The 24583-nt window shown below is 63.8% G+C and carries 30 protein-coding genes, 1 tRNA gene and 1 pseudogene; 26 read left to right on the top strand and 6 right to left on the bottom strand.

The window, feature by feature from the left end; genetic code table 11:
* The first annotated feature begins 61 nt into the window (after positions 1–61).
* On the top strand, positions 62–982 hold the full coding sequence (locus EP165_RS20650; RefSeq protein WP_239498451.1) for a LysR family transcriptional regulator: 921 nt from the start codon (positions 62–64) through the stop codon (positions 980–982).
* Positions 919–1104 (top strand): annotated as a pseudogene (locus tag EP165_RS20655) (DUF3363 domain-containing protein); the annotation flags it as partial. The gene EP165_RS20650 and the pseudogene EP165_RS20655, both read left to right, overlap by 64 nt.
* Positions 1105–1227: 123 nt before the next feature.
* On the opposite strand, the gene fabF reads toward EP165_RS20655, so the two are convergent.
* Together fabF and EP165_RS04930 are read right to left on the bottom strand one after the other, a co-directional pair.
* Positions 1228–2490, bottom strand: coding sequence for a beta-ketoacyl-ACP synthase II (gene fabF, locus EP165_RS04925; protein WP_084639837.1), 1263 nt, complete (start codon positions 2488–2490; stop codon positions 1228–1230).
* 4 nt (positions 2491–2494) lie between these two features.
* Positions 2495–3001: a winged helix-turn-helix transcriptional regulator gene (locus EP165_RS04930; protein ID WP_031623797.1), complete on the bottom strand. Its 507-nt coding sequence runs from the start codon at positions 2999–3001 to the stop codon at positions 2495–2497.
* A gap of 269 nt (positions 3002–3270) precedes the next feature.
* On the opposite strand from EP165_RS04930, the gene EP165_RS04935 reads away from it, so the two are divergent.
* On the top strand, positions 3271–5259 hold the full coding sequence (locus EP165_RS04935; protein WP_029074264.1) for a conjugal transfer protein TraG: 1989 nt from the start codon (positions 3271–3273) through the stop codon (positions 5257–5259).
* Positions 5260–5269: 10 nt separating this feature from the next.
* Positions 5270–5743, top strand: coding sequence for a hypothetical protein (locus tag EP165_RS04940; protein ID WP_029074263.1), 474 nt, complete (start codon positions 5270–5272; stop codon positions 5741–5743).
* Positions 5744–5819: 76 nt separating this feature from the next.
* On the opposite strand, the gene EP165_RS04945 is transcribed toward EP165_RS04940, so the two are convergent.
* Positions 5820–6590: an alpha/beta fold hydrolase gene (locus EP165_RS04945; protein WP_031623917.1), complete on the bottom strand. Its 771-nt coding sequence runs from the start codon at positions 6588–6590 to the stop codon at positions 5820–5822.
* A 49-nt stretch (positions 6591–6639) separates the two neighbouring features.
* On the opposite strand from EP165_RS04945, the gene EP165_RS04950 reads away from it, so the two are divergent.
* From EP165_RS04950 to trbF, 9 genes are all read left to right on the top strand, one after another.
* Positions 6640–6774 carry a hypothetical protein gene (locus EP165_RS04950; protein WP_255302509.1) on the top strand — a complete coding sequence of 45 codons (135 nt, stop codon included), beginning with the start codon at positions 6640–6642 and terminating at the stop codon, positions 6772–6774.
* 146 nt (positions 6775–6920) lie between these two features.
* On the top strand, positions 6921–7916 hold the full coding sequence (trbB, locus tag EP165_RS04955; RefSeq protein ID WP_029074262.1) for a P-type conjugative transfer ATPase TrbB: 996 nt from the start codon (positions 6921–6923) through the stop codon (positions 7914–7916).
* The gene (locus EP165_RS04960; RefSeq protein ID WP_029074261.1) at positions 7913–8245 is read left to right on the top strand and encodes a TrbC/VirB2 family type IV secretion system protein; all 333 of its coding nucleotides are present in this window, start codon (positions 7913–7915) and stop codon (positions 8243–8245) included. The genes trbB and EP165_RS04960 overlap by 4 nt, the downstream gene beginning before the upstream one ends.
* Positions 8245–8526 (top strand): VirB3 family type IV secretion system protein, encoded by a 282-nt coding sequence (locus tag EP165_RS04965; RefSeq protein ID WP_029074260.1) that lies wholly within the window; start codon positions 8245–8247, stop codon positions 8524–8526. Before EP165_RS04960 ends, EP165_RS04965 begins: the two co-directional genes overlap by 1 nt.
* A 10-nt stretch (positions 8527–8536) precedes the next feature.
* Positions 8537–11029, top strand: a complete 2493-nt coding sequence (gene trbE / locus EP165_RS04970; RefSeq protein ID WP_029074259.1) for a conjugal transfer protein TrbE — start codon at positions 8537–8539, stop codon at positions 11027–11029.
* Positions 11026–11802: a P-type conjugative transfer protein TrbJ gene (gene trbJ, locus EP165_RS04975; RefSeq protein ID WP_029074258.1), complete on the top strand. Its 777-nt coding sequence runs from the start codon at positions 11026–11028 to the stop codon at positions 11800–11802. The genes trbE and trbJ overlap by 4 nt, the downstream gene beginning before the upstream one ends.
* 14 nt (positions 11803–11816) lie before the next feature.
* A complete protein-coding gene (trbK-alt, locus tag EP165_RS04980) occupies positions 11817–12083 on the top strand; it encodes a putative entry exclusion protein TrbK-alt (protein WP_031623918.1) in 267 nt (88 codons plus the stop codon).
* Between the two features lie 2 nt (positions 12084–12085).
* The gene (trbL, locus tag EP165_RS04985; RefSeq protein WP_029074256.1) at positions 12086–13441 is read left to right on the top strand and encodes a P-type conjugative transfer protein TrbL; all 1356 of its coding nucleotides are present in this window, start codon (positions 12086–12088) and stop codon (positions 13439–13441) included.
* Entirely contained in the window at positions 13438–14127 is a 690-nt protein-coding gene (gene trbF, locus EP165_RS04990; protein WP_031623919.1) for a conjugal transfer protein TrbF, read from the top strand. Before trbL ends, trbF begins: the two co-directional genes overlap by 4 nt.
* Before the next feature lie 5 nt (positions 14128–14132).
* Here trbF and EP165_RS04995 read toward each other — a convergent pair whose 3' ends face one another.
* Positions 14133–14510 (bottom strand): nuclear transport factor 2 family protein, encoded by a 378-nt coding sequence (locus EP165_RS04995; protein WP_029074878.1) that lies wholly within the window; start codon positions 14508–14510, stop codon positions 14133–14135.
* Between the two features lie 96 nt (positions 14511–14606).
* Between EP165_RS04995 and trbG the strand changes: the two genes are divergently transcribed.
* From trbG to EP165_RS05030, 7 genes are all read left to right on the top strand, one after another.
* On the top strand, positions 14607–15524 hold the full coding sequence (gene trbG, locus EP165_RS05000) for a P-type conjugative transfer protein TrbG (RefSeq protein WP_200523655.1): 918 nt from the start codon (positions 14607–14609) through the stop codon (positions 15522–15524).
* A complete protein-coding gene (locus EP165_RS05005) occupies positions 15521–16657 on the top strand; it encodes a TraB/TrbI/VirB10 family type IV secretion system protein (RefSeq protein WP_031623920.1) in 1137 nt (378 codons plus the stop codon). Before trbG ends, EP165_RS05005 begins: the two co-directional genes overlap by 4 nt.
* Before the next feature lie 2 nt (positions 16658–16659).
* On the top strand, positions 16660–16881 hold the full coding sequence (locus tag EP165_RS05010; protein ID WP_029074252.1) for a DUF2274 domain-containing protein: 222 nt from the start codon (positions 16660–16662) through the stop codon (positions 16879–16881).
* Between the two features lie 135 nt (positions 16882–17016).
* Positions 17017–17334 (top strand): hypothetical protein, encoded by a 318-nt coding sequence (locus EP165_RS05015; RefSeq protein WP_029074251.1) that lies wholly within the window; start codon positions 17017–17019, stop codon positions 17332–17334.
* Positions 17331–17684, top strand: coding sequence for a toxin-antitoxin system TumE family protein (locus EP165_RS05020; RefSeq protein ID WP_127520397.1), 354 nt, complete (start codon positions 17331–17333; stop codon positions 17682–17684). Before EP165_RS05015 ends, EP165_RS05020 begins: the two co-directional genes overlap by 4 nt.
* Entirely contained in the window at positions 17681–18079 is a 399-nt protein-coding gene (locus EP165_RS05025) for an HVO_A0114 family putative DNA-binding protein (RefSeq protein ID WP_029074249.1), read from the top strand. The genes EP165_RS05020 and EP165_RS05025 overlap by 4 nt, the downstream gene beginning before the upstream one ends.
* On the top strand, positions 18076–19734 hold the full coding sequence (locus EP165_RS05030) for a recombinase family protein (RefSeq protein ID WP_090612816.1): 1659 nt from the start codon (positions 18076–18078) through the stop codon (positions 19732–19734). Before EP165_RS05025 ends, EP165_RS05030 begins: the two co-directional genes overlap by 4 nt.
* Here EP165_RS05030 and EP165_RS05035 read toward each other — a convergent pair.
* A tRNA-Arg gene (locus EP165_RS05035) sits at positions 19705–19781 on the bottom strand. The genes EP165_RS05030 and EP165_RS05035 overlap by 30 nt on opposite strands.
* 287 nt (positions 19782–20068) lie before the next feature.
* On the opposite strand from EP165_RS05035, the gene EP165_RS05040 reads away from it, so the two are divergent.
* From EP165_RS05040 to EP165_RS05065, 6 genes are all read left to right on the top strand, one after another.
* The gene (locus tag EP165_RS05040) at positions 20069–21841 is read left to right on the top strand and encodes an alpha/beta hydrolase (protein ID WP_127520398.1); all 1773 of its coding nucleotides are present in this window, start codon (positions 20069–20071) and stop codon (positions 21839–21841) included.
* A 73-nt stretch (positions 21842–21914) separates the two neighbouring features.
* Positions 21915–22751, top strand: coding sequence for an urease accessory protein UreD (locus EP165_RS05045; RefSeq protein ID WP_127520399.1), 837 nt, complete (start codon positions 21915–21917; stop codon positions 22749–22751).
* A gap of 10 nt (positions 22752–22761) precedes the next feature.
* Positions 22762–23064 carry an urease subunit gamma gene (locus EP165_RS05050; protein ID WP_127520400.1) on the top strand — a complete coding sequence of 101 codons (303 nt, stop codon included), beginning with the start codon at positions 22762–22764 and terminating at the stop codon, positions 23062–23064.
* Between the two features lie 15 nt (positions 23065–23079).
* Entirely contained in the window at positions 23080–23334 is a 255-nt protein-coding gene (locus tag EP165_RS05055) for a DUF1272 domain-containing protein (protein WP_127520401.1), read from the top strand.
* A 7-nt stretch (positions 23335–23341) separates the two neighbouring features.
* Entirely contained in the window at positions 23342–23551 is a 210-nt protein-coding gene (locus tag EP165_RS05060) for a hypothetical protein (RefSeq protein ID WP_206075863.1), read from the top strand.
* Positions 23538–23843, top strand: a complete 306-nt coding sequence (locus tag EP165_RS05065) for an urease subunit beta (RefSeq protein WP_127520403.1) — start codon at positions 23538–23540, stop codon at positions 23841–23843. The genes EP165_RS05060 and EP165_RS05065 overlap by 14 nt, the downstream gene beginning before the upstream one ends.
* Positions 23844–23917: 74 nt before the next feature.
* Here EP165_RS05065 and EP165_RS05070 read toward each other — a convergent pair whose 3' ends face one another.
* Positions 23918–24433 (bottom strand): hypothetical protein, encoded by a 516-nt coding sequence (locus EP165_RS05070; protein WP_127520404.1) that lies wholly within the window; start codon positions 24431–24433, stop codon positions 23918–23920.
* Positions 24434–24583 lie beyond the last annotated feature (150 nt).

A 24583-nucleotide genomic window follows, 5' to 3' on the forward strand; every position in this document is an offset into this window, starting at 1 on the left:
TAGGAGAAATGACGGATTAAATCTGTTGAGCAATCATCTCCTTTCGGGGCGAGTGCCAATGATGACCTTAGTTCACACTCTCGCTGTCGCCGAATATCTCAACTTCCGTCACGCCGCCAACGCGCTCGGCGTTGCACAGTCCAGCGTCAGCGCCCGCGTGAAGGCACTGGAAGAAGACCTCGGCATCCTCTTGTTCGAGCGTCATGCGCGCGGCGTTCGGCTGACCGAGGCCGGACGCCATTTCGTCGAGCGGATAGCCGTAGGTATTGACCAACTCGACCATGCGGTGAAAACCGCCGGCATGGCGGCAGCCGGAGAAAGCGGCCGGCTTCGTATCGGTATCCATGCCCTGATTCCGCATAGCTTCCTCGCAAAGCTGATCGGCCAATACCGCAAGGATTACCCCGATGTTGAAGTCGAGATCGCCGAAGGCCCGGCCCGTGAAGCGGTGGTGCAGCTTCGCGCCGGCAGGTTGGACGTGGCGTTCGTCGCGGGCACGCCCCAACCACCCGACTGCCATTCCCGTCGCACATGGACCGAACCGCTCTTGGCGGTGCTACCGGAACGGCATCCGCTCGCCAAGCGGTCAGCCGTCACATGGCCCGATTTGGCAGGCGAGACGTTCCTTGTCAGGCATGGCGGCACTGGACCGCAGGTTCATAGCCATATCGTGCTACGCCATGCCGAGCGCTGGCCTGCGCCGTCGATCCTGCGCTTCGACGTGGGGCGTGGCACCCTTTTGTCTTTGGTCGGACAGGGCTTTGGCATCACCATCGTCGGCGCGGCCACGGCGCTGTTGCCGACAAACGGCATTGTCTTTTTGCCCTTCACCGACGAGCCGGAGCCGGTCGCCTTCTCGGCTGTCTGGTCGCCGTCCAATCGCAGCGCGGCGCTTCGCAACCTGCTCAGCCTCGCCAACGACATGGGCCGGAAGGTCTGCACGGACTACCGTTCGATACTACCACGGATAGCGAAGGCGTGAGCGACAAGTCCACCGGCACCGTACAATTATCCAGCAGCCAGTTCGCTGTGGTTGAAAAGAGCCATAAATGCACCCTTGTCCCGTGGCGGCCGGTCATCAACCGCCAGCTCAGCAGCGAGGTCTGCGCGGGCAGATAGGACCGGCGCTATAGGATCAATGCTCTATTCGACCTTCCTCTCAAAAGCGTTATCTGACCATCGTTGCGTAGCGAACCGAAGTGTTTGCGGAAGCACAGTCCGGGACTGTTACTGCCATCGCCGGAAAGCGACACTTGCATTAACACCGCCAAAGCCGAATCCGTTGGAAATGGCATGTTCCATGAGAATGGGCCGCGCAGATTGGCGAACGAGGTCGATACCAGCGGCAACAGGATCGGGGGTTTCTAAATTTCTCGTTGGGGGAGCAATTTGATCGCGCAAAGCGAGCACCGTGAAGATTGCCTCAATACCGCCTGCGGCACCAAGTAGGTGCCCCGTAGCCGATTTCGTGGCGCTTACGACCACATCATGATTGCCGAACACGGATTGTATCGCGGCAATTTCTCCTCGATCTCCTACGGGGGTGGAGGTGGAATGTGCGTTCAAATGTTGAATATCGATTGGTTTCAACCCAGCACTGTGGAGTGCAATTCCCATCGCACGGGCCGCGCCTCGGCCGTCATCTGGACCGGCAGTCATATGATGTGCATCGGCGCTTGTGCCGTATCCCACCAATTCCGCTATGGGCTTGGCACCCCGAGCGAGGGCATGTTCTAATTCCTCTATGACGATCAGACCCGCCCCTTCAGACATTACGAAACCATCGCGCCCGGTGTCGAACGGCCTCGACGCCAGTTCCGGGGTAGTATTGTAGCCGGTGGATAGTGCTCGCGCGGCAGCAAATGCCCCAAGACTAACCTTATCAATGCATGCTTCTGCCCCGCCGCACAGAGCGATGTCGGCCTCGTTAGAGCGTATCAGCCGCGCGGCGTCGCCGATGGCTTGAACGCTGGCAGCGCAGGCGGTTACAGGCGTGCCAATAGGACCTGTAAATCCATGCCTGATGGTAACATGTCCTGCCGCGAGATTGGCCAGAAACGATGGCACGGTAAAGGGTGATAGCCTCCGTGCTCCCCGTGTATCCGTTATACGAACTGCTGAAGCAATTGCAGGAAATCCGCCTATACCAGAGGCAATAATTGTCGCCGTGCGCTCACGTTCGTAGTCGCACGTAGGATGCCATCCCGCCGTTTCAAGAGCCTCCATCGCGGCCGCTAGTGCGAACAGAATGAAGCGATCCATTTTTCGTTGATCCTTTGTGTCAACGATCACATCGGGATCGAAACCGGCTTCGGAATCTTCAATCAGGCTGGGAACGAGTCCTCCGATTTTCACCGGCAGGTCGCTGGAGATTTCATCGGGCAAACTCCTAATTCCTGATTTTCCTTCCAAGAGCCTTTTCCAGCTTGTTTCGGTCCCGGAACCAAGAGGGCCCACCAGACCCATGCCGGTTATAACAATTCGACGCATTTGATTATTCCGCTTTTTCTGAGTTTACCCGCTTCACACGGTTTATGACGCGCATCGTTTCTTCCGTCGCCGCTGGGCCTGCTAGAAGAACCGTGTTTTCAGGAGTGATTTTTTCTCCAGTATCCGCATCGACTATGATGGCGTTTCGTTCCCTACCGGTTTCCCTGTCGCCAAGGCGCATGGCTATTTCATTGGGCGCAAGATTCCGGTTTCCCCATGCGAACAGGGCGATTGCTACCGGATAGAAATCTCGCCCCTTGTCGGTAAGGACGTATTCAAATCGAGGCGGATGATCATTGTATCGTTGCCTTTCAAACAACCCTTCGGCTGTGAGATGTTTCAATCGCCTCGCCAAAATGTTCGTGGAAATACCGAGATTCTTCTCGAATTCATCGAATTTGCTCAACCCTTGGAAGGCGTCCCGCAGGATCAGGATGCTCCACCAGTCACCGACGCTTTCCAGCGCTCGGGCTGCGGGACATTCGGATGATAGAAAGCTTGTTCGTTGCATGGCACATCCATAATGGCGTTACTTCCATTATGCAAGTTACATATGTGACAGCGGCGACATGACGCGAGGGCTATCCGAGGCATCCATTGCGGCGATTCGCCCGACCAGTTGAGCAGCGGCGATCACCCGGCCGGATGGCGGTGAATGCAACCCGTCCTATTTGCCGCCGATAGTATCCGGCAGCCCTCTCGCATCCGCTTTCCTGTTGCCTGTCCCGATTTTGCCTACTCTCTGATCGGCTCCGTCTCTTTTGCCGACTGGAGCCTGCATTGCGCGGAGGCCGAATCCTTTGGGGTCAGATCGCCGTAGTCTTCACCATCGTCTTGGTGATGACGTGGGCGGCGACGCAATGGGTAGCGTTTCGCCTCGGCTTCCAGCCCCAGCTTGGCAATCCGTGGTTCGAGCTGGTTGGCCTGCCGGTCTATTATCCGCCGGCCTTCTTTTGGTGGTGGTTTTCGTTCGACGCCTACGCGCCCGCGATCTTCGTCGAGGGCGGCATCATCGCCGTATCGGGCGGTTTCCTCGCCATCGCCGCCGCCATCCTCATGTCGATCATCCGGGCACGGGAGGCGCGCAACGTCGCCACCTATGGTTCGGCGCGATGGGCAGAGGATAGGGAAATCCGCACCGCCGGCCTGCTCGGTCCCGATGGCGTCCTGCTCGGCCGATACAACCGGGACTACCTGCGCCATGATGGCCCGGAGCATGTCCTATGCTTCGCCCCGACGCGCAGCGGCAAAGGTGTCGGGCTGGTGGTGCCGACGCTGCTGACATGGTCCGCATCCGCCATCGTCCACGACATAAAAGGCGAAAACTGGACGCTGACAGCGGGCTTCCGCGCGAAGCATGGCCGCGTGCTGCTGTTCGATCCAACCAACGCCAGATCGTCGGCCTACAACCCGCTGCTGGAGGTCCGGCAAGGGGAATGGGAAGTCCGCGACGTGCAGAACATCGCGGATATTCTGGTCGATCCCGAAGGCAGCTTGGACAAAAGGAACCATTGGGAAAAGACCAGTCATTCGCTGCTGGTCGGCGCGATCCTGCATGTCCTCTATGCGGAGAAGGACAAGACCTTGGCGGGCGTTGCCAACTTCCTGTCCGATCCGCGTCGCCCGGTCGAGGCGACCTTGCGCGCCATGATGGATACGCCGCATCTCGGCGAGGCTGGCGTTCATCCCGTCATCGCGTCGTCGGCCCGCGAGCTGCTGAACAAGAGCGAGAACGAGCGCAGCGGCGTCCTTTCCACAGCCATGTCATTTCTCGGCCTCTACCGCGATCCCGTGGTGGCGCAGGTGACGGCACGATGCGACTGGCGCATTGCCGATCTGGTCGGCAGCCGCCGGCCCGTCACGCTCTATCTGGTCGTGCCGCCGTCCGACATAAACCGCACCAAGCCGCTTATCCGCCTGATCCTCAACCAGATCGGCAGGCGGTTGACCGAGGAACTGACCACCTCCGGCAAGCGCCATCGCCTGCTGTTGATGCTGGACGAGTTTCCGGCGCTCGGCCGGCTCGACTTCTTTGAATCGGCGCTCGCCTTCATGGCGGGGTATGGAATCAAAGGCTTCCTGATCGCGCAGAGCCTCAACCAGATCGAGCGCGCCTATGGGCCGAACAACGCCATCCTCGACAACTGCCACGTCCGCGTCAGCTTCGCCACGAATGACGAGCGGACGGCCAAGCGGGTGAGCGACGCGCTTGGCACCGCGACCGAGTTGCGCGATTCCACCAACTACGCCGGCCATCGCCTTGCACCGTGGTTAGGTCACTTGATGGTTTCACGGCAGGAGACGGCTCGGCCGCTGCTCACGCCGGGCGAGATCATGCAGCTTCCGCCAACCGACGAAATCGTCATGGTCGCGGGCACGCCGCCGATCCGCGCAACCAAGGCCCGCTATTTCGAGGATGCGCGGTTTCAGGAACGCATCCTGACCCCGCCCGATCTGGTCGCCGCTCCGCTGGCGCCCAGCCCATCCGCCGATGACTGGTCCGGCCGCGTGGTCGCGGCGGGAAGCCGTTCCGCAACGGTCGCCGCAGATGCGACCGAGGGCGATCCGGCCAACGCCGGCATCCGCCGCGAGCCGGAATTGCCCGAGCATGAGGAAATCGTCACCCCGCCGCCATCCCCCGAACAGGAGTTCGACATTCTGGACGACGAGCCGGATGTTGACGCGGCCAAGGCCCGCACTATCCGCCAGCGCATGAGGATGGTGGCGCGGCAGGTGGCGATGAACCCCGATGATGGAATCGAGCTTTGAGGACACGCCTATGACCACACGCACCCGCCTGAATCTCTATTTCGACCCAGCGCTCATCCCGCAGATCGAGGCGATGGCGCTGCGCCGCTCGGCGGCGCTGCGCCGCAATGTCTCGAAATCCGCCATCGTGGAGGCGGCGGTCATGTCCTACCTGTCCGGCGATGCCGACGACCAGCTTGAAGCCGCCATGTCTCGCCGCTTGGATAAACTCGGCCGCCAGATCGACACGCTCGACCTAGATCTCGCCGTCCTCGGCGAGACGGTCGCGCAGTTCATCCATTTCTGGATGACCATCACGCCGCCGCTTTCAGGAGCCGCGCAATCTGCTGCCCGCGCGAAAGGTGCGGAACGGTTTGAAGGATTCATGCAGAATCTCGGCCGGCGTCTGGCGACGGGCGACAGGTTCTTGAAGGAGATTACGAGAGATGTTGGGCCTGAAGAAGGTCTTCCGGGGTTGAACAATCATCCAACGCAGGAGCGCTGATGAAGATTATTGCACCGACTATAGTCGCTATGCGCGGCGCTAGGTTCGCCTACTTCTCTCCGTCAACGCATCAATGTTATCTAGAGCTTCCGAATTGCTGAACTACCTCTCCGGTTATCCACGCGCTATCAGGCATCAGATCAAAGTGATTTCGCCCAGGGCGTTCGAGATACCGTGCTGATGGGAAATGTGCGACGGCGGCGGCTGTTGCATTCCGAAAAAAGCACTTTTCGCCTGCATAAAGTAAAACTGGCGCAGTGAACGACTCAGAAGCCGCACCCAAGGGCGGCCATTCAGCTTCAGCGGTGCGTAATGCATGAAGTGCGTTGGTGTTGACGCGAGCAAGACGGGTGGCCATGCCGTCCGGCACATCGAACATTTGCATCCAAACAGCAAGCCAAGCTTGTGCTCCACTGGAAAATGTTTCGGCAACCATATCTGTCGCCAAATCGACTTCAGAGTGAAGCTCGAACCCCCCAAGAATCAATCCTCGATAAGCCTCTGGATTTTGAACGGCGGCAGCGAGCGCTATTTTTGCGCCGAGCGAGTATCCCCAGACTAATGGATTTACTAGATCTAGGGTGTTGATTACCGTTTCAATGTCAGAAGCCATTTTGGGCAATGCGTAAGAGGACGAATTCGTGGGGCATGTGCTTAGCCCGTGCCCGCGAGGTTCGACACATACGACATGAAATTCCTTAGCCAATCCTGAGATGTAGCCAAGTTCTAACCAGTCCTCACAGGTCATGCTGATGCCAAAGATCAGGACAAGAGGCAGGTTCGTTTCATCACCAAACGTCTCATACCTCACGAGAACGTCGTCATTTTTAACATAGGGCATGACCATTAATAACGTGCGACAAGCCTGATCGCAACTTCGGTAGCAAAAAGGAGAGGTGGAAAGGCAGCAGAATCTCGGCCGGCGTCTGGCGACCGGCGACAGGTTCCTCAAAGAGCTGTCGCGCGACCTCGACTCACTTCCCGACGATCCGTTGCCGGACGAATCCGAGAGCAACGGCGATCAAGAATAAGTATTCGGACCCGTCCTATTTACCGCCGATGGCCGCCGATTGCCGCCGCCGCTTAGATACTTGTTGAACCGGCCCAATTCCGGGCTTTCTTAATCGACCCCGATCCGGGGACCGCCTGTTGCGCCCCGCCAGAAGCCGGGGCCGACATGACCACCAACCACCACAGACAGGAAGCGATCCAGCGCGGCGCGCGCATGTTGCGCACCGCGCTCGGCCCCGCCATTGCCCGGCTGCTCGAAGACCCGGCCGTGGTCGAGGTAATGTTGAACCCGGACGGTCGCCTTTGGGTGGACCGGCTGTCCGAAGGGCTTTCCGACACGGGCGAACGCCTGTCCGCCGCCGATGGCGAACGCATCGTGCGGCTGGTCGCGCATCATGTCGGCGCAGAGGTTCATGCCCGCAGCCCCCGCGTCTCGGCAGAGCTGCCCGAGAGCGGGGAACGGTTCGAGGGCCTTTTGCCGCCCGTGGTCGCCGCGCCGGCCTTCGCCATCCGTAAACCTGCCGTCGCGGTGTTCACGCTCGACGACTATGTGGCCGCCGGCATCATGTCTGCCGATCAGGCGGAAACGCTGCGCGAAGCCGTCGCAGCCCGCGCCAATATCTTGGTGGCGGGCGGCACTTCCACCGGCAAGACCACGCTCACCAATGCCCTTTTGGCGGAGGTCGCCAAGGGCGCGGATCGTGTCGTCATCATCGAAGACACCCGCGAGCTGCAATGTGCCGCGCCCAATCTGGTGGCGCTGCGCACCAAGGATGGCGTCGCCAGCCTGTCGGACCTTGTGCGGTCCTCGCTGCGCCTGCGCCCCGACCGCATCCCGATTGGGGAGGTGCGCGGATCGGAAGCCCTCGACCTGCTCAAAGCATGGGGCACGGGCCATCCCGGCGGGATCGGCACCATTCACGCCGGCACCGGCATCGGCGCGCTTCGTCGCCTTGAACAGCTCATCCAAGAGGCTGTCGTCACGGTCCCGCGTGCGCTGATCGCCGAGACTATCGACCTTGTTGCCGTCCTTTCCGGGCGCGGTTCCGCGCGCCGGCTGGCCGAGCTTGCCCGCGTCGAGGGGCTGGGGCCGGACGGCGACTACCGCATCACGCATCCCATCCCTTCGGCAATCCCCACCAGCACAGGAGAATCTTCATGATCCGCACCCTTACGCGCGGCTATCGCTTCGCCACGACCGCCGCATCTGCCCTTGCCATCAGCCTCATGCTTGCCCCGGCCGCCCATGCGTCCGGTTCGTCGATGCCATGGGAACAGCCCTTGCAGCAAATCCTCCAGTCCATCGAGGGGCCGGTCGCCAAGATCATCGCCGTCATCATCATCATCGTGACGGGCCTGACCCTCGCGTTCGGCGATACCAGCGGCGGCTTCCGTCGCCTGATCCAGATCGTTTTCGGCCTGTCCATCGCGTTCGCCGCATCGAGCTTCTTCCTGTCTTTCTTCTCGTTCGGCGGCGGGGCGCTCGTTTGATGGCGGGCGGCCTCGAACTGCTCGACGCGGTGCCGGGCTTCACGGTCCCGGTCCACCGGGCGCTGACCGAGCATATTTTGCTCGGCGGCGCACCGCGCTCCATCGCCATCATGAACGGAACGCTGGCCGGAGCCGTGGGCCTCGGTTTGCGCCTCTGGCTGGTCGGCATCGCCATTTGGGCAATCGGCCATTTCGCAGCCGTATGGGCGGCGAAGCGCGATCCCCAATTCGTCGAGGTCGGGCGTAGGCATCTGCGCGTCCCCGGCCATCTGGCGGTGTGAGGGCGCGGCCATGATGAACCTTTCCGAATATCGCCGCACCGCCGCCCGGCTCGCCGACTATTTGCCATGGGCCGCATTGCTCGGCTCCGGCGTCGTCTTGAACAAGGACGGCAGTTTTCAGAGGACCGCGAAGTTTCGCGGTCCCGATCTGGATTCCGCCGTCGCGGCCGAGCTGGTCGCCGTCGCCGGCCGCATCAATAACGCCGTGCGCCGCCTCGGCTCCGGCTGGAGCATCTTTGTTGAGGCGCAGCGCAGCGAGGCCGCGACCTATCCCGACAGCACCTTTCCCGATGCGGCATCGGCGCTGGTCGATGCCGAGCGCAAAGCCGGGTTCGAGGAAGCAGGCACGCATTTCGTGTCGGGCTATTTCCTGACCTTCCTCTGGCTGCCCCCGGCCGAGGAAGCCGCCCGCGCCGAAACATGGCTCTACGAGGGCCGCGAGAAAACCGGCGTGGACCCGTGGGAGCTGCTGCGCGGCTTCATCGACCGCACCGACCGCGTGCTGGCTTTGCTCGACGGCTTCATGCCCGAGTGCCGTTGGATGGATGATGGCGCGACGCTGACCTATCTCCACTCCACCATCTCGACCAACCGGCATCGCGTGCGCGTGCCCGAGGTGCCCATGCACCTCGATGCGCTGCTCGCCGACCAGCCCTTGACCGGCGGGCTGGAGCCGCGCCTTGGGACCAAGCATCTGCGCGTGCTGACCATCGTGGGATTCCCGACCGCGACGACGCCGGGCCTGCTCGACGAAATGAACCGCCTGCCGTTCCCCTACAGGTGGAGCACGCGCGCGATCCTGCTCGACAAGACCGACGCGACGCGGCTGCTGACCCGCATCCGCCGCCAATGGTTTGCGAAGCGCAAGAGCATCGCCGCGATCTTGAAAGAGGTGATGACCAACGAGGCGTCCGCGCTGGTGGACACCGACGCGGCCAACAAGGCGCTCGACGCCGACATGGCCTTGCAGGAACTCGGCGCGGACGTGGCGGGCATGGCCTATGTCACGGCCACCGTCACCGTATGGGATGCCGACCCGCGCCTAGCCGACGAGAAGCTGCGCCTGGTCGAGAAGATCGTTCAGGGGCGCGACTTCACCGCCATGCCCGAGAGCGTCAACGCGGTTGACGCATGGCTCGGCAGCCTGCCCGGACACGCCTACGCCAATGTCCGCCAGCCGCCCATCAGCACATTGAATCTCGCCCACATGATCCCGCTGTCGGCGGTGTGGGCGGGGCCGGAACGGGACGAGCATTTCGGTGCGCCCCCTCTGCTCTTTGGAAAGACCGAAGGCTCAACCCCGTTCCGGTTGTCTTTGCATGTCGGCGACGTAGGGCACACCCTTGTCGTCGGCCCCACGGGCGCGGGCAAGAGCGTGCTGCTCGCCCTTATGGCCTTGCAGTTCCGGCGCTACGCCGGATCGCAGGTCTTCGCCTTCGACTTCGGCGGCAGCATCCGCGCCGCCGCGCTCGCCATGGGCGGCGACTGGCACGACCTTGGTGGCGGGCTGACAGAAGGGGCCGAGGCGTCCGTCTCGCTCCAGCCGCTCGCCCGCATCCACGACACCTATGAACGCGCATGGGCGGCGGACTGGATCGCCGCCATCCTCATGCGGGAAGGCATCGCCATCACGCCCGAGGTCAAAGAGTATCTTTGGACGGCGCTGACTTCGCTGGCCTCGGCCCCGGTCGAGGAACGCACCATCACCGGCCTTGCGGTGCTGCTGCAATCCAACGATCTGAAACAGGCGCTCCGGCCGTTCTGCGTCGGCGGTGCCTATGGCCGGCTGCTCGACGCCGAAGCCGAACATCTCGGCTCGGCGGATGTGCAGGCGTTCGAGATCGAGGGCCTTGTCGGGACTGGAGCGGCCCCGGCCGTGCTGTCCTACCTGTTCCACCGCATCGGCGACCGGCTCGACGGGCGGCCGACGCTTCTCATCATAGATGAAGGCTGGCTTGCGCTGGACGACGAGGGTTTCGCCGGCCAGCTCCGCGAATGGCTGAAAACGCTCCGCAAAAAGAACGCCAGCGTCATCTTCGCCACGCAAAGCCTGTCCGACATTGACGGCAGCAACATCGCGCCCGCGATCATCGAGAGCTGCCCGACGCGGCTTCTGCTGCCGAACGAGCGCGCCATCGAGCCGCAGATTACCGAGATTTACCGGCGTTTCGGGTTGAATGACCGGCAGATCGAAATCCTCGCACGGGCCACGCCCAAGCGCGACTACTACTGCCAGTCGAGGCGCGGCAATCGCCTGTTCGAGCTTGGCCTGTCCGAAATCGGCCTCGCGCTCTGCGCCGCATCCGCCAAATCCGACCAGACGCTCATTGCACAGATCGTCGCCGAACACGGCCGCGACGGCTTCCTCGCCGCATGGCTACGCGCGCGCGGCGTCGAGTGGGCGGCCGAGCTGATCCCCAACCTCACCAATCTTGCCGACCGGCCGGAATCCGCCGCGCCGGCCCGGCTCGATACCCACCCCACACAGGAGATTCTTCCATGACCTATCCCAAGTTTGTCGGGGCTTCGGCCCTCGCGCTGGCGCTCGCAGTGCCCGTCGCGCTGTCGCCCATGCTGGCAAGCCCGGCCCATGCGCAATTCGGTTTCGGCCGGATCGTCTATGACCCGAGCAACTACGCGCAAAACCTGCTCACGGCAGCGCGCACGCTGGAGCAGATCAACAACCAGATCACCAGCCTCCAGAACGAGGCGCAGATGCTCATCAATCAGGCCCGCAATCTGGCGAGCCTGCCGTATTCGTCGCTCCAGCAGCTCCAGCAGAACGTGAGCCGGACGCAGCAGCTTCTTAGCCAAGCGCAGAACATCGCGTTCGAGGTCGGGCAGATCGACCAAGCGTTTCAACAGCAATACGGCAACGTCTCGCTTTCGACGACCGACGCCCAGCTTGTCGCCGATGCGCGCAGCCGGTGGGAGAACACGGTCGGCGGCTTGCAGGACGCAATGCGCGTGCAGGCGGGTGCGGTCGGCAACATCGACAGCAACCGCGCCGAGATGGCCGCGCTTGTCGGCCAGAGCCAAGGCGCGACCGGCGCGCTGCAAGCCACGCAGGCCGGCAACCAGCTTCTCGCGCTCCAGTCACAGCAGCTTTCCGATCTGATCGCGGTCATCTCGGCGAACGGCCGCGCCGACGCGCTGACCGAAGCCGAGCGCGCGACCGCCGCCGAACAGGGCCGCATCCAGCGCGAGCGTTTCCTGACGCCCGGCAGCGGCTATCAGCCGGGTAACGCGCAGATGTTCAACAACGGCAACAACTGACCGGGAGGCTCGCCATGGACGGCAAGATGCTGGTCCGGCTCGGGGCCGTGGTGTTCGTTGCGATTGCCTTGACAGTGACCGCAATCGACATGACGCGGAAGGACGAGCCTTCCGCGTCACGGCCGGCATCGGCCCTCCAGCCCCCGGCCGATCCCCTGCGCGAAACCCTGCGCCGTTGCCAGCAACTCGGCGAGGCGGCGGCGAGCGACACCGACTGCCTCGCCGCATGGGCTGAATCCCGCGACCGCTTCCTCGGCCGTGACCGCAGCGAGGCGCGCTGACCATGGGAAACACGGGCGTCATCGACAATTTCCTCGGCGTATTCACGCGCTACATCGACAGCGGGTTCGGGCTGTTGTCTGGCGAAGTCGCCTTCATCGCTACCACCCTGATCGTCATCGACGTGACGCTTGCCGCGCTCTTTTGGGCATGGGGCGCAGATGACGACATCATCGCTCGGCTGGTGAAGAAGACCCTTTTCGTGGGCGTCTTCGCCTACATCATCGGCAATTGGAACAACCTCGCCCGGATCGTCTTCGAGAGCTTCGCCGGCCTCGGTCTCATGGCGTCGGGCACCGGCTTTTCTGTCACCGGTCTGACGCGGCCGGGCCGCGTAGCGCAGACCGGCCTCGACGCCGGCCGCCCGCTGCTCGACTCCATTTCCGACCTGATGGGCTGGATCGCCTTCTTCGAGAACTTCATCCAGATCGCGTGCCTGCTGTTCGCATGGGCGCTCGTGGTGTTGGCCTTCTTCATCCTCGCCATCCAGCTTTTCGTGACCCTCATCGAGTTCAAGCTGACCACGCTTGCCGGCTTCGTCCTCATCCCCTTCGGCCTGTTCGGCAAGACCGCCTTCATGGCCGAGAAGGTCTTGGGCAACGTGGTGTCCTCCGGCATCAAGGTTCTGGTGCTCGCCGTCATCATCGGTATCGGCAGCACCTTGTTTTCGCAATTCACGGCCGGTTTCGGCGGGGCGACCCCGACCATCGACGACGCCATGGCGATTGTGCTGGCAGCTCTGTCGCTGCTCGGCCTCGGCATCTTCGGCCCCGGCATAGCAAACGGCATCGTTTCGGGCGGCCCGCAGCTCGGCGCGGGTGCTGCCGTGGGAACCGGGCTTGCGGTCGCAGGTGCAGCCGTCGCCGCTGGCGGCGGGGCCATGCTCGCCGCCAAAGGTGGTGCCGCTGCCCTGTCCGGCGGGGCCGCGGCCGTCCGCGGCGGCGCGGCCACCGCGGGCGCGGCGACCGCCGCCTATAGCGTCGGATCGCTTGGCCAGTCCGGCGCGGCAGGCGTCGCCTCCGGTCTCGGCGGCGTCGGCCGCGCAGCAGGTTCGGCCGCCATCTCACCCCTCAAACGCGCCGCCGCGCGGGCCAGCGAATCCGTCAAATCCAGCTTCTCCGAAGGTTCGAAGGCCGGATTCGGCGCAAGCGGCGGCAGCTCCACCATGGGAACGGTCGGCGGGAGCGATGCTGCGCCCGCATCGCCGGCACCATCCGCCGGTCCTCCGGCCTGGGCGCAGCGCATGCAGCGTTCGCAAGCCCTCAACCACGGCACGACCATGGCCGCCCATGCGGTGCGCTCCGGCGACAGCCACGGCTCCGGTTCCTCCATCAATCTTTCCGAAAGTGACCGCTCATGAGCATCTTCAAACGACCAGCAACTCATTACGGCAAGACGCCGGAACCCGAGACGCCTTATCAGCGCGCCGCGCAAGTGTGGGACGAGCGTATCGGCTCGGCCCGCGTGCAGGCGCGGAACTGGCGGCTCATGGCCTTCGGCTCGCTGATCCTCTCGGCCGGCTTCGCCTCTGCGCTGGTCTGGCAGTCCGCGCGTGGGACCGTGGTGCCTTGGGTCGTGCAGGTGGACAATCTCGGTCAGGCGCAGACCGTCGCGCCAGCCAATGCCGACTATCGCCCGACCGATCCGCAGATTGCTTTCCATCTCGGCCGCTTCATCGAACAGGTCCGCGCGATCCCGGCCGACGCGATCATCGTCCGCCAGAACTGGCTTCGCGCCTATGAATGGACCACGGATCGCGGCGCGGCGGCATTGAACGATTACGCCCGCGCCAATGACCCTTTCACCAAGGTCGGCCGCCAACAGGTCGCCGTCGAGGTGTCCAGCGTCATCCGGGCCTCGCCCAACAGCTTCCGCGTCGCGTGGACGGAAAGGCATTTCGAGAACGGCCAGCTTTCCACCACGGAACGATGGACGGCCATCCTCACTATCGTCATCCAGCCGCCGCGCGACGCCGAGCGCCTGCGCGCCAATCCGCTGGGAATCTACGTCAATGCAATTTCGTGGTCGCGGGAGATGAGCCAATGAAAACGTCAGCTTGCATCAATCACCTCGCTGATCTTTCCCTTGGAGATCATGAAGAACGAGGTGCCCGCTATCTCGATCTTCTGCCCAGCCTTCCAGCCGTTGGGCAGGTCGGCCTTGACCTTGGCGCGATAGCCGATGCGCACCGCTGCACGGTCCTCAATGGCGATGCAGTCGAGAATTGTCTGTTCTCTTTCCGCAAACAATTCAACACCCTGTTCCGCCAACGCGCGAAATGCCTCAATCCCATGCGTCTCGTTCGTCACTTCTCCGTTCGATCTGTTGATAAACCGAACGTCGCCCGACAGGCAGTCGAGCATCGCCTGAACATTCATCGTGTTGTAGGCGTCGATATACCGGGCAACAATCGTCGGGACAGTATCCATCCTGTCAGTTCCTCACTACTAATCCTAAAGCCGCTATCGTATGCTATTTTTGTGACGGTCGTGGCAATCGCTTTGACCGGCTGCGCCACCAATCGGATGCCGCAATTCAGCTATGACGCCAGCGTTCCGCCGCTGCCGACCGTGCAGGCGGCAGCAGTCGACAACACGCCCCGGCCGCTGCATGTGCCCCCGGCATGGACCGTGGCGCGGGGCGGTACGGCTGCCGGCACGCCGACCGGCCGCGTCGAGAACGCCAATGCAGCCGCCCGCGTCGAGCCGCGCCGCGAAGGCTACTACAACGCCATCCAGATATATCCGTGGTCGGAAGGCGCGCTCTATCAGGTCTATGCCGCAGTCGGGCAGATCACGACGATCGCGCTGGAGCCGGGCGAGAGCCTGACCGGCGCGGGGCCAATCGCGGCGGGCGACACCGCCCGCTGGATCATCGGCGACACGGAATCCGGTTCGGGCGCGAACCGCCGCGTCCATATCCTCGTGAAGCCGACGCGACCCGACATCGCCACCAACCTTGTCGTCACCACCGACCGGCGCACCTACATGATCGAGCTGCGCGCCCGGGAATCGCTCTACATGCCCGCCGTCGCCTGGGCCTATCCCGCGACGCCCGGCCAGCGCCGCACCGTTCCGACAGCCCCGATCATCCCCGCCGAGGCGGCGCGGAACTATCGCTACGCCTTGCAGGTGCAGGGCGATAGCCCGCCATGGCGGCCCGTCTCCGTCTTCGACGATGGCCGCCGCGTCTATGTCGTCTTCCCGGCGGGGATCGTGCAGGGCGAGATGCCGCCCATCTTCGTGCTTGGCGCGAACGGCGAGCCGCAGATCGTCAACAGCCGAGTCCACCAGAACGTCCTGATCGTGGACCGCCTGTTCGGCGCGGCCGAGCTGCGCCTTGGCTCTGGCAGCCGCCAGCAGGTCGTCAGGATCGTCCGCACCAACCCGACGCAGGCCGCCGACGCGCAGCCCGCCAGCGCGACCGGAGGCTCCCCGTCATGACCGACAACACCATCACCGAAACCGCAGCCCCCATGCGGCTGCGCGCCGAGCCGCCGCGCGTCACCCGCCTGTCCCGCAAGATGCTGGCGGGCGTCGGCGCGGTTGCGTTGCTCGGCATCGGCGGCGCACTCATCTATGCGCTCCAGACCCGCGACGGAGGGCCGGACGGCGGCGAACTCTACTCGACCGAGAACCGGCCCACGGCGGACGGCCTCGCCGGTCTGCCAAGCGACTATAGCGGGCCGGTGCTCGGCCCCGCGCTGCCCGGAGATTTGGGCCGTCCGATCCTCGACGCGCAGAACCGAGGGCAGCCCGTCGCACCGCCTACGATGGCGACGCCCGCCGTCGATCCCGCCGAGGAACGCCGCCGCGCCGAGGAAGAAGCCGCGCGCTTAAGCAATGTGTTCTTCCAGTCCGGCCCGCGCACGGGATCGCCGGCAGGGACGGCCATGCCCAGCCTTGCCGGTCTTGGCCTCGGCGGACAGCCCGCGACGCAGGACCGGCACGCGGCTTTCCTCAATGGACCCGTGGACCGGCAGACTGTCGCGCCGGATCGTGTCGCGCCGCCGGCATCGCCCTACATCCTTCAGGCCGGGGCCGTGATTCCGGCCGCGCTCATCACCGGCATCCGTTCGGACCTGCCGGGCCAGATCACGGCTCAAGTGACCGAGAACGTCTATGACAGCCCGACCGGGTCGCTGCTGCTGATCCCGCAGGGAACGCGCATCATCGGCCAATACGATGACGGCGTGACCTTCGGCCAGCGAAGGGTGCTCTTGGTGTGGAACCGCCTGATCCTGCCGGGCGGCCGTTCCATCGTCCTTGAGCGTCTGCCGGGTGCGGACGCTTCCGGTTACGCCGGGCTTGAGGATGGCGTGGATTACCACTGGTGGGATCTGATGAAGGCCGCAGGGCTGTCCACGCTGCTCGCAGTCGGCACGGAACTGGCGACCAGCGACGAGGACCGGCTTATCCGGGCCATCCGCGACGGGGCGCAGGATACCGTCAATCAGGCGGGGCAGCAGATCGTCCAGCGCCAGTTGCAGGTCGCACCGACGCTGACCATCCGGCCCGGCTTCCCGGTCAGGATCATCGTCACCCGCGACCTTGTATTCGAACCGGCAGGAGGTTGACCATGACCAAGCTGAAACTCGGCCCGCTGCCCGACGACAAGCCCGTGAAGATCACCGTGGAGCTGCCTGCGCCACTTCACCGCGATCTGGTCGCCTATGCCGAGGTGCTGGCCCGCGAGAGCGGCCAGCCCGCCGCCGATCCCGTCAGGCTCATCGTGCCGATGCTGGAGCGGTTCATCGCAACGGATCGCGGCTTCGCCAAGGCACGGCGAGCCGCCAACTGAGTCCCATCCCGGCAGGGGTGCCGCCAGCGCATAGGCGCAAATGCGGCACGCTACAGGCCGCCGACTGCCCTCCATGGTTCGCCTAATTCCGGGGCCTTGAGCGCCTCGGATTCCAACAGAACCAAGGAGGATTCCATGTGCGCAGAGCGCCGCCGCGCCCGGAGAGGGCGACCGCGACAGTCGATCCCCGAACCACTTCCCGACGATCTTTTCGACTACGCCGACGATCCTACGCCCGACGGCCGGACGCGAGCCGGCAACATGCCACTTCTCGGCCCGGATGGGCAGAGGATGCGTGTCACCGACGACTGGCCCGAAGACATTCCCGTCACCGAAGCCGAGATTGACGTGTTCGAGCGTTGGTTCGGCGATGTGTTCGACGAACTCTTGAACCCGAGAAAGCCGAATGACAGCTTGCAATACCTATCACAAACTGATAGGAAAAAGACGTGAGCGTGGATCGTGATCCAAGCCTCGACACGCTTCTGGACCTCGACGGACAGATGCTCTTTGTCGATCCCGAGGGCGGCCATTGGGTGAAGTTCGTCGTCACCCGCGTTCCGGCCTCGCCGGAAAAGCCGCACGGCCTCGATTATTCGCTCACGCTTCACGAGCTTTCGGGCGAACGGCTGGTCGGCTTCGACAATGCCCATCCGGTCGGCCGAGGCAGGCGCGGCGCGCCGATGGACCATCGGCACCGCTTTCAGACCGTGAAGCCTTACGCCTACGAGGATGCGGCCACGCTGCTGGCCGACTTCTGGCAGGCCGTGGACGCGGTATTGAAGGAACGAGGTGCCCTATGACCACATTGAAAGTCGGGATTGCCGACTATGAAGAAATGAAGGCCCGCACCATGCGGATCGCGCGCGGCGAGGAAAAACCTGCGCCCAGCGATCCGAAGGTGTGGTTCACCTCGACCGAATCCTTTGCCAAGGTGCTGTCGGCCGGCAACCGCGAACTGCTGCGCATCATCGCCGAGAAAGCCCCGGCATCGCTGGAGGAACTGGCGGAAATCACCGGCCGGGCCGGCTCCAATCTGTCACGCACCCTGAAAACCATGGAGAACTACGGTCTTGTGCGACTCGAACCGGGGCATGGGCGTAAGCTCGCGCCCAAGGTGGTGCATGACCGCGTGGAGCTGGCGTTGCCCCTGATCGACCACCCCAAGATGAAGAAAGCTATGGGAGGCCGACCATGAACATTCACAGCCCAACCACTACCGCCCGCGCCGCGCTCTACCTGCGCGTTTCGACTGCCCGGCAGGCGGAGCATGATATTTCCATTCCCGACCAGAAGCGGCAGGGCGAAGCCTATTGCGAGCAGCGCGGCTATCAGCTCGTTGAGACTTATGTGGAACCGGGCGCAACCGCCACCAACGACAAGCGCCCCGAATTCCAGCGCATGATCGAGGCGGGCACGTCGAAGCCCGCGCCCTTCGACATTGTCGTGGTGCATAGCTTCTCGCGCTTCTTCCGCGATCACTTCGAGATGGAGTTCTACGTTCGCAAGCTGGCGAAGAACGGCGTCAAGCTCGTGTCCATCACGCAGGAAATGGGCGACGATCCCATGCACCAGATGATGCGGCAGATCATGGCGCTGTTCGACGAATACCAGTCCAAGGAGAACGCCAAGCACGTCCTGCGCGCCATGAACGAGAATGCCCGGCAGGGTTTCTGGAACGGCGCACGGCCGCCCATCGGCTATCGCATCGTCGCGGCCGAGCAGCGCGGATCGAAGATCAAGAAGAAGCTGGAGATCGACCCGCTGCACGCCGACACCGTGCGGCTGATCTATCGCCTGTTCCTCGAAGGAGACGGCACGTCCGGCGCGATGGGCGTCAAGGCCATCGCCACCTATCTCAACGAGCGCCGCTTCTTCACCCGCGACGGAGGGCGTTGGGGATTGGCGCAAATCCACGCCATCCTGACCCGCACCACCTATATCGGCGAGCACAGGTTCAACACCCGCTCGCACAAGGATCGGGAGAAGAAGCCGGAGAGCGAGGTCGCCATCATGGCGGTGCCGCCCCTAATCGAGCGCGAGACGTTCGACGCGGTGCAAGCCCGCCTCAAGTCCCGCAATCCCATGGTGACGCCTGCACGTGTCTCCAGCGGCCCGACGCTCCTGACCGGCATTTGCTTCTGCGCCAAGTGCGGGGGAGCGATGACGCTTCGCACCGGCCAAGGCAGCACGGGCGCGACATACCGCTACTATACCTGCTCGACCAAGGCCCGGCAGGGCAAGACCGGCTGCAAGGGTCGCACGATCCCCATGGACAAGCTGGACCATACGGTCGCCGATTATATCGGGGACCGCCTGCTCCTGCCCAAGCGGTTGGAAACCGTCCTTGCCAGCGTCATCGACCGCCGACAGGAACGCACCGAGCGCCGCCGCGAGCATCTTGCCGAGCTTCAAAGGCGAATCACGGAAGCCGACCAGCGGCTCGGCCGTCTCTTTGACGCCATCGAAGCCGGCATGGTGGACAAGGACGACGCCATGGCAAAGGAACGCATGGTGAGCCTCAAGGCATTGCGGGATCAAGCCGCCGCCGACGCGGAGCGCACGCAGCTCGCGCTCGATAGTTCAGGCAATCAGGGCGTCACCCCCGATATGCTCAAGGGGTTTGCCCGCAAAGCCCGTGAACGGATCAGGCTCAACGATGGCGGCTACCGCCGCGACCATCTACGCGCGCTGGCGCAGCGTGTCGAGGTTGCCGACGACGAGGTTCGCATCATGGGATCGAAGTCGGAACTGCTGCGAACGCTGGTCGCCGCTTCAAGCGTAGAAACGGCGGCGTTCGGCGTTCATAGTTCTGTTCTGAAATGGCGCACCCGACAGGATTCGAACCTGTGACCTCTGCCTTCGGAGGGCAGCGCTCTATCCAGCTGAGCTACGGGTGCGCTGGGCGGCGCAGGCGCAAGGCGCGCCGCGTCGTTGGCGCTACATAAACGAAGCCGCGCCGGCCTTCAATGCGCAATGCGGCTTGCCGACGCCGAAACGGACGCCGGCATGGACGGCCCGCAGGCGCGATCCCCCGTGCCGTTCAGCATGAGGGCAATCGCTGCCCAGCGGCCAGTGGACATTTTCGCCGCCCTCTTCAATATTTTGCCTTGAGCATCCGCTAATGCCTGCGACGGGCTGGGTCGGATGACCCGCTTGGCGACAGGGCGACGGGAGAAGATATCCGGTGATTGCAATCGACGAAATCGGCGCCGCGCTCAGGCGCGCGGCATCCATAGCCCTGGTCGCACTGGCCTGCACAGCGGCGCCGGCGGCGGCGCAAAGCTTCGATCCGCTACTCGATATCAGCATCAGCGAGGCACTCGACGCCGACGATCCCGACCGGGCTCTCGAGCTGGTCGAAGCCGCGCTCGCTGCCTCGGACGACACACGGCTGACCGAAGACCTTCTCTCCCGCAAGGCGGAGATACTTGAAGCTGCGGGGCGCCACGCAGAAGCCGGCCAAGCGCTCGAAGAACTGGGTGCGGCGATAATGGCGCGCGAAGGCGAGACGGCGCCGGAGCTGATCCCGGTGCTGGAGCGTATCGCCGACAATTACGAGAAGGCCGGCAAAGTCGACGAGGCGGTGGCGGCGCTGTCGCGGGTGCTGGAAATCTGTGCTGCACTCAATCTCGGCGAACGCGCGGAAACTGCCATCGCCCGGCTCGAAGAGATCATGAAGTCGTCCGCTGACGGGCACGCGGAAGAACGTGCGTCCACGGCCGGCGCGGCAATCGAGCAATACCGCACCGCGGAAGAAGAGAATTCGCGCGCGGGGCCGTTCGGCGCCGATCCGGAGACCGGCTTCACCGCGGTGAAGATTTTCTATGCCACCGACCGTGCCCGCACCGGCGATCCCGACCCGGCGAATTTCTACGGCGGCGAGCGCGGCACGCTTGAGCTCGGCACGGCGACGGTTTCGATCCCGCCAAGGCACGTGCCCGGCAAGATCGAGCGGCCGAAGATCTGGCTGCTCGAGTTCCGCGAGGACCCGGCCAAACACGTGATCCTGAAATCGGTGGCGCCCGGCGACAGCGACGCCGTGTTTGCCGACATGCGCGACGAACTGGCAGCCAGGGAAAGCGACTCCGCCTTCGTGTTCGTGCATGGCTTCAACGTACCGTTCAACGAAGCGGCGCAGCGTACCGCGCAAATGGCCTATGACATGAATTTCAGCGGCGTGCCGATCCTGTATTCATGGCCTTCGCGCGGCTCGCTGCTGAGCTACATCGCCGACACGGCGGTGGTGAACCTTTCGGGCCGCAGGCTGACGCTGTTCCTTGAAGACGTGGTGCGCAAGTCCGGCGCCAAGCGTATTCACCTGATCGCCCATTCGATGGGTAACCGCGCACTCACCGACGCGCTGGAGCTTTATGCGCTGCGCCACGAGGGTGAGCCGCCGGCATTCGATCAGGTGCTGTTCACCGCGCCCGATCTCGACGCAGGGCTTTTCGCCGAGATGGCGAAGACGATCAAATCCACGGCCCAGCGCATGACGCTTTATGCCTCCAACAAGGATTGGGCGCTGGCCGTGTCGCGCAAGCTGCACGGCGATGCGGCGCGGGCGGGCCAGGGCGGCAACCGGATCATCCACGCAGACATTTTCGACAGCGTCGACATGACGAGCATCGGCGACGATATGCTGGCGCACTCCTACTACGCCAACAATCCCTCGGCGCTCACAGATATTCTCTCGCTTTTCTGGCGCGATGCGCCGCCGCAGGACCGCTGCGGCATGGTGCGGGCGGAGGGCGAGTTCGGAAATTACTGGCAGTATTCGCCCGAAGAATGCGGCGACACAAACGCGCTCCTGTCCACGCTGTCGGTGCTCAACCGCGCCAGCATTGTCGACCTGTCCGAGGCACGCGCGTTTCTGAACCGGTTCATCATGCCGGTGACCGCCGATCCTGAGGACCGCAGCCGACTGGAATCGGCGCTGGCGCGTCTCTTCAGGAACTGAACCTCAGCCGCGATGCGATCGGCCACCGGGCATGAAGCTTGCTTTCCAGGCAAGCGAGAGGAAACATGCCCGCATGACTGTCCAGAGTCAGGTTACCTGTCTTCAATCGCAACGCGTTGCCGGCGGCGGTTTGCTGTCGGTTGCCACGTCGCATGGCCGCACGCGTGTGGCGCGGCTGCGCGAAGAAGGTGCCGCCAAGATCAGGCTCCCGCACAGTGCGCATTCGGGCATGGAAGCGGTGCTGATCAACACCGCTGGCGGGCTGACCGGCGGCGACCGGCTTAGCTGGCAGATCGAGGCTGCCCCCGGCGCGGAACTGACGGTAACCACCCAGGCCTGCGAACGCGCCTATCGCAGCGCTGGCGGCCATGCCGCGGTCACCTCGCTTATCAAGGTGCGGGAAGGTGCGTCTCTCACTTGGGTGCCGCAGGAAACGATACTCTACGATCGCTCGGCGCTGCGGCGCAGCCTCAACGTCTTTGTTGAACCGGGCGGCCGCGCACTTATCCTCGAAGCAATCATCCTCGGGCGCCAGGCGCATGGCGAAACGGTCGAACTGGCCGAGTTCCGTGACCGTTGGCGTGTCCATCACGGCGGGCGACTGGTGCATGCCGAGGAATTTGCGCTCGGCCCGCGCGTCGCGGCCCAGATGGCGCGGCCGGTTTTCGGCAACGGCGCGCGAGCTTTCGCAACCATCCTTCTGATCGCTGATGACGCGGACCAGCTGCTCAGCCCGCTGCGCGACGCACTCGGCCCGTCGGGTGGCGCGAGCCACTGGCAGGCCGGACAATCTGGCAAGCTTCTTGCGAGGCTCGTTGCGGAGGATGGCTATCGGCTCAGGACCCGGCTGATCCCGGCCCTGCAACTGCTCAACGGGCAGGCACCTCTGCCCAAACTGTGGTCACTTTGACGGACATCCGATGAACCTGACGCCGCGCGAAAAAGACAAGCTGCTCGTTTCCATGGCTGCCATGGTTGCGCGCCGCAGGCTTGAGCGGGGCGTCAAGCTGAACCACCCCGAGGCGATTGCGCTGATCACCGACTTCGTGGTCGAGGGCGCGCGCGACGGACGCTCGGTCGCCGATCTCATGGAGGCTGGCGCGCATGTCGTCACGCGCGACCAGGTCATGCAGGGCGTTGCCGAGATGATCCACGACGTGCAGGTGGAGGCAACGTTCCCCGACGGGACCAAGCTGGTCACCGTCCATGAGCCGATCCGATAGGAGGCGCAGTTTTCCATGCTCGAACTCAGACCCAATTGCGAATGCTGCGACAAGGACCTGCCGCCAGGTGCGACCGACGCGATGATCTGCACTTTCGAATGCACCTTCTGCGCCGACTGCGCGCACGACGTGCTGGGTGACACTTGCCCCAATTGCGGCGGCAATTTTTCGCCGCGCCCGATCCGTCCGGCGCATTTGCTGGTGAAATACCCGGCTTCGGCAAAACGCGTCTTCAATCCCGATTGCCTGACAACGAAACAAGCGAGTTGAGGTCATGATGATGAAAGAGATATTCGCCGCCGCAGCGTGGGTGCTCCTCCCCGCAGCAGCCCTCGCGCATGAAGCGCCGGTCACGCATGCTCATCCACATGGTGACTGGAGCCTGGCAATTATCGCGCTTTTGGCAGCGGCGGGTCTGGGTGCGCTGTTCCTCTTGCCGCGCCGCGCCAGGCAGGGCGCAAAGGCGAAGCGCCGTGATCCCCGGTGAGGTCATAATCGCCGCCGGGGACATCGAGCTCAATGCCGGTGCTGTAACCGTCACGATACGCGTTGCCAATACGGGCGACCGGCCGGTTCAGGTCGGCAGCCACTATCACTTCTTCGAGACAAATGAGGGGCTGAGCTTCGACCGCGAAAAAGCGCCCGGCATGCGGCTCGACATCGCTCCCGGAACCGCCGTGCGGTTCGAACCCGGGCAGCAGCGCGACGTGACGCTGGTGCCATTTGGCGGCGCCCGCCGCGTGTTCGGGTTCCAGCAGAAGATCATGGGGTCTTTGTGAGGCGCGGCTGGCGTCAGGCACGAAAACGACGCGGGGATAACCCCGCGCCGTGGTTTGGCTGTCAGCGCCAGATGTTAGCGCGCATAGACGGTCAGCGAACCGTCGGCAGCGACATTGGCCGCCACGACATCAGCCGGCTCGACCGACTGCGCCTTGAGGGCCGCGCTCACCGCGGTGTTGCTTTCAAGCGAAGCGCGCAGATCCTGGATCTGGGCTTCGTTTGTGGCCTCCGCCTGGCTGAGCGCATCCATGTCGGCGCCCTCAAGGTCCTTGATCCAGATAACGTTGACGTTGCCGACGTCGGTCATGTTCTGGATCGAGGCGCTGGAGGCGCCGGCATTGCCCATCGCGGACAGTGCACCGTCGAACGAGCCGCTGATGGCCGCCGTTGTGTCGGTGTCGACCATGGTGTCGGCATCGGCCTTCAGCTTGATGTCCGCATCGGTATCGCCGGTCATCGTGCCGCTGGTATCAGCCGAACCGCTGATGCCCACATCCGCACCTGCGTTAACATCGAGCGCCAAGGCCGGAACGGCCAGCATGGAAGCGCCCATGAAGGTTGCGGTCGTCAGTGCGATAATGCGTTTCATCGTTGTTCTCCTCATGCGTTTTCCCGTGGGCCTGCTCTCGAAAAAGAGCACCGCTCGATGCGACAGCCCCGGGGTGCAGCTCCCCGCCACGGGCAAGGAGCTAGGAGCCGATCTTGGAAAATTCCGGGCCGGAAGATGGCGCGGATTGGG

Source organism: Mesorhizobium sp. Z1-4 (assembly GCF_004000235.1).
In the GTDB taxonomy this organism is placed as follows: domain Bacteria; phylum Pseudomonadota; class Alphaproteobacteria; order Rhizobiales; family Rhizobiaceae; genus RCIO01.

What these genes read in the sequence shown, in the direction of transcription:
- EP165_RS05045 (WP_127520399.1), top strand. Translation starts at nt 21,915, where the DNA reads ATGACTGTCCAGAGTCAGGTTACCTGTCTTCAATCGCAACGCGTTGCC.
- trbK-alt (WP_031623918.1), top strand. Translation starts at nt 11,817, where the DNA reads ATGGACGGCAAGATGCTGGTCCGGCTCGGGGCCGTGGTGTTCGTTGCG.
- EP165_RS04930 (WP_031623797.1), bottom strand. Translation starts at nt 3,001, where the DNA reads ATGCAACGAACAAGCTTTCTATCATCCGAATGTCCCGCAGCCCGAGCG.
- EP165_RS04940 (WP_029074263.1), top strand. Translation starts at nt 5,270, where the DNA reads ATGACCACACGCACCCGCCTGAATCTCTATTTCGACCCAGCGCTCATC.
- trbJ (WP_029074258.1), top strand. Translation starts at nt 11,026, where the DNA reads ATGACCTATCCCAAGTTTGTCGGGGCTTCGGCCCTCGCGCTGGCGCTC.
- EP165_RS04960 (WP_029074261.1), top strand. Translation starts at nt 7,913, where the DNA reads ATGATCCGCACCCTTACGCGCGGCTATCGCTTCGCCACGACCGCCGCA.
- trbG (WP_200523655.1), top strand. Translation starts at nt 14,607, where the DNA reads ATGCCGCAATTCAGCTATGACGCCAGCGTTCCGCCGCTGCCGACCGTG.
- EP165_RS05015 (WP_029074251.1), top strand. Translation starts at nt 17,017, where the DNA reads ATGTGCGCAGAGCGCCGCCGCGCCCGGAGAGGGCGACCGCGACAGTCG.
- EP165_RS05060 (WP_206075863.1), top strand. Translation starts at nt 23,342, where the DNA reads ATGATGAAAGAGATATTCGCCGCCGCAGCGTGGGTGCTCCTCCCCGCA.
- trbL (WP_029074256.1), top strand. Translation starts at nt 12,086, where the DNA reads ATGGGAAACACGGGCGTCATCGACAATTTCCTCGGCGTATTCACGCGC.
- trbF (WP_031623919.1), top strand. Translation starts at nt 13,438, where the DNA reads ATGAGCATCTTCAAACGACCAGCAACTCATTACGGCAAGACGCCGGAA.
- EP165_RS05005 (WP_031623920.1), top strand. Translation starts at nt 15,521, where the DNA reads ATGACCGACAACACCATCACCGAAACCGCAGCCCCCATGCGGCTGCGC.
- trbE (WP_029074259.1), top strand. Translation starts at nt 8,537, where the DNA reads ATGATGAACCTTTCCGAATATCGCCGCACCGCCGCCCGGCTCGCCGAC.
- EP165_RS05025 (WP_029074249.1), top strand. Translation starts at nt 17,681, where the DNA reads ATGACCACATTGAAAGTCGGGATTGCCGACTATGAAGAAATGAAGGCC.
- EP165_RS05070 (WP_127520404.1), bottom strand. Translation starts at nt 24,433, where the DNA reads ATGAAACGCATTATCGCACTGACGACCGCAACCTTCATGGGCGCTTCC.
- EP165_RS04995 (WP_029074878.1), bottom strand. Translation starts at nt 14,510, where the DNA reads ATGGATACTGTCCCGACGATTGTTGCCCGGTATATCGACGCCTACAAC.
- EP165_RS05010 (WP_029074252.1), top strand. Translation starts at nt 16,660, where the DNA reads ATGACCAAGCTGAAACTCGGCCCGCTGCCCGACGACAAGCCCGTGAAG.
- EP165_RS04965 (WP_029074260.1), top strand. Translation starts at nt 8,245, where the DNA reads ATGGCGGGCGGCCTCGAACTGCTCGACGCGGTGCCGGGCTTCACGGTC.
- EP165_RS05030 (WP_090612816.1), top strand. Translation starts at nt 18,076, where the DNA reads ATGAACATTCACAGCCCAACCACTACCGCCCGCGCCGCGCTCTACCTG.
- EP165_RS05050 (WP_127520400.1), top strand. Translation starts at nt 22,762, where the DNA reads ATGAACCTGACGCCGCGCGAAAAAGACAAGCTGCTCGTTTCCATGGCT.
- fabF (WP_084639837.1), bottom strand. Translation starts at nt 2,490, where the DNA reads ATGCGTCGAATTGTTATAACCGGCATGGGTCTGGTGGGCCCTCTTGGT.
- EP165_RS04945 (WP_031623917.1), bottom strand. Translation starts at nt 6,590, where the DNA reads ATGGTCATGCCCTATGTTAAAAATGACGACGTTCTCGTGAGGTATGAG.
- trbB (WP_029074262.1), top strand. Translation starts at nt 6,921, where the DNA reads ATGACCACCAACCACCACAGACAGGAAGCGATCCAGCGCGGCGCGCGC.
- EP165_RS05055 (WP_127520401.1), top strand. Translation starts at nt 23,080, where the DNA reads ATGCTCGAACTCAGACCCAATTGCGAATGCTGCGACAAGGACCTGCCG.
- EP165_RS20650 (WP_239498451.1), top strand. Translation starts at nt 62, where the DNA reads ATGACCTTAGTTCACACTCTCGCTGTCGCCGAATATCTCAACTTCCGT.